The organism is Yinghuangia sp. YIM S10712 (assembly GCF_051388935.1).
Taxonomy (GTDB): Bacteria; Actinomycetota; Actinomycetes; order Streptomycetales; family Streptomycetaceae; genus Yinghuangia.
The window spans coordinates 241,115-243,901 of the sequence record NZ_JBPKBI010000007.1 but is presented as its reverse complement, the minus strand read 5'-3'; the positions used below and the strand labels follow the sequence as shown (position 1 = coordinate 243,901).

Genomic DNA, 2,787 nt, shown 5'->3' with positions numbered 1-2,787 from the left:
GTCGGCGCTGCGCAGCAGCGCCGGCATCCGCTCGCGGACGACGATGCCCAGCAAGACGACGCGGTCGCCGACGCCGGCCTCCTCCGCGATGGCCAGCAGACGGCGCGCTTCGGGGTCGTCGTGCACGTCGCCGTCGGACGGCCCCCCGGCGACGACTAGTTCGGTGTCCGGGAGATCGGCGAGCGCCCGGATCGCGAGGTCCACGCCCTTGCGTTCGACGAGCCGGCCGACCGAAAGCAGTCTCCGACGGCGGGTGCGCACGGCGACCGGTCCGTCCGGGCGGAACCGCTCCAGGTCGACACCGCACGGCACCACGCTGATGTGCTCGCGGTCGAGCCCGAGGCGCACGAGTTCGGCGACCTCGTCGTCGCACGTCGCCACGATGCGCGCCGCCCCGCGCCCGACACGCATTTCACACGCGATCCGCGCGGCCGGGCTGGTGTCCGCCGCGCCGAGGTGGCGCCGCTTGACGCTGCCGAGCGCGTGGTACGTCTGCACGAGGGGCACCGCGTGGCGTTCCGCCGCGCGTGTCGCCGCCAGACCCGACATCCAGAAGTGCGCGTGCACCACATGCGGCCGGTTCAGCACGAAACGGTCGGCGAGCCGGTCACCGAACTCGTGTATGTAGGGCAGAAGTTCGTCCTTGGGCACGGGGCGTGGCGGCCCGGCGTCGACCAGATGCACGGACACACCCGGGCACAGGGCCGCCACCGTCGGGGCGTCGGGTGAGTCTCTTCGGGTGTAGACCGTCACCCGGTGGCCCAGGTCGGCCAATGCGGCGGACAGCGCCGCGACGTGGACGTTCTGGCCCCCAGCGTCCGCGCCGCCGAGGGTGGCCAGCGGATTGGCGTGCTCCGAAACCATGGCGATTCTCACGACACAGCCTCCTTCAGAACGGCGTCCCAGTCGCTGAGGAACCGGGCCAATCCGTAGCGCGCCAACGCCGCGTCGCGTGCTGCGGCGCCCGCGGCCCGGGCCGCCGCGCGGTCGGCGGCGTAGTGCCTGACCGCCTCGCGCAGTTCGGCGGTGGACGCGGTGACCGTGCCCGCCCCCGGCGGGATAGCCCGCGCCGCCTCGGTACTGGCCACGGCGACCACCGGCATCCCCAGGTGCATGGCCTCCAGCAGGGACAGGCCCAGCGAAGTCCAGCGCATGGGGTGCAGGTAGACCGCACGGCGGGCCAGCGCGTCGTGCATGCGGTCCTGCGGGTGGTCCTCGTACGTCCGGCACCGGTCCAGGGCCAGGCCCAAATGCTCGGCGAGCTTTTCCACCCGCATGCCGAACACGTCCAGCGGCAGCGCGTCGGCGATGTCGGGCAGCAGGTCGGTGCCGGTGTGGCGGCCACGCCGGATGGGCTCGTTGACCACCACCGCGCAGCGTCCGATGTCGCCCGTCCAGCGGGCTCCGGGGTCGACGATCCCGTGTTCGACGACGGTCGTCGGCGCGGAACCGCAGTCCCACATCAGGGAGTTGAAGTGAGTGACGTGCACGATCGGCAGATTCGGCCGGTCGCGCATCGGGTGCGGGGTGAGCGGCACGTCGCCGTCGGGTGCGTTGTGCTCCAGGAAGACCGAGGGCACGTCGACGCCCGGGGTACGGCCCAGCCAGTCGCGCACCAACTCGTACTCGTGCGGGCGTTGCAGAACCACCACGTCCACGTCCTGGTCGCGCAGGCGCTCGGCGGGGACCTCGACGACCCGGTCCGGCCACTCCCACGTACGCGCGCGCCCGATCCCGTCCGGCCCCCGGTCCGGCAGCACGGGCAGCAGATACCGGTGCGGGCCCTGGACGAACGACGTGGTCCACGAGCCGTGGACGTGCCACAACAGGATGTTCACCGCGCACCGCCTTCCATGAGCAACTTCTCCACGGCGACGACGACTTCGTGAGGTGTCACCGATTCCAGGCAGGGGTGGCCGGGCACTGGGCACACACGCGCACGCGTTCCCGCGCACGCGGCGGACGGGTCACCGAGCAGGACGGACGGCACGCCGTACGGTCCCCAGCGCGCCGCCGGCACCACCGGCGCGAACAGGCTCACGACCGGCGTGCCGACCGCCGCGGCCAGATGCGCCGGCCCGGTGTTCGGTGCGACCGCCACGCCGCTGCCGGCGAGGACCGCGGCGAGTTCGGCGACGGTCGTACGGCCGCCGAGGTCGGTGCCGCCGCCTGCCGCGGCCACCTCGGCGGTCAGGGCCGCGTCGGCCGGCGCGCCGGTGACGACCACGCGGTGGCCCGCCGCCGCCAAGGCCTTCGCCGCCGCCGCGCACGAACGCGCCGACCACGACCGGGCCGGCACCGACGCCGCGGGGTGGAACACGACGTACGGCCCTTCGCCGACCAGCGCGCGCACGTCGGGCGACCGGTCGCGCACCGCGAGACGGCCGGTGTCGTGCGCAGGGAGCGGGAAGCCCGCCGCGCGGGCCAGGTCGAGCGCGCGCTCGGCCTCGGGACGGTCTTCGGTCTCGTCGACCCGGTGACGCACATCGAGGAGCGAGCCCGGGTAGTCGGCGCTGATCGCCGCGATCTGCGGCACCCCCGCCAGCCGCAGCAACAAGGCGGCGGGCAAAGCCGATTGGTGGAACGAGGTGAAGACGACGGCGGAATCGGCACGCAGTTCCCGCAGCCGCGCCACCAAGCGCTCGGTGTCCGGTACCGAGACCGGGGGAGGGGAGAAACCCGACCACGGCGCATCCCACACCACGATCTCGTCGACGCCGGGCAGCAGTTCGGCCGCGGGCGCGCCGGCCGGCCCGGCGAGCATCGTGACGCGCCCGGCGCGCGCGG

Annotated in this window: 3 protein-coding genes; all 3 read right to left on the bottom strand. The window is 73.8% G+C overall.

All coding sequences use genetic code 11. The features are described 5' to 3' along the window. Positions 1–876: glycosyltransferase (locus ACRX5W_RS17610; RefSeq protein ID WP_436789118.1), on the bottom strand; the 876-nt coding region annotated here is incomplete at its 3' end. After that, entirely contained in the window at positions 873–1,838 is a 966-nt protein-coding gene (locus ACRX5W_RS17605; protein WP_436789117.1) for a glycosyltransferase, read from the bottom strand. The genes ACRX5W_RS17605 and ACRX5W_RS17610, both read right to left, overlap by 4 nt. Beyond that, on the bottom strand, positions 1,835–2,787 hold a 953-nt coding region (locus ACRX5W_RS17600; protein ID WP_436789116.1), incomplete at its 5' end, for a glycosyltransferase family 9 protein. The genes ACRX5W_RS17600 and ACRX5W_RS17605, both read right to left, overlap by 4 nt.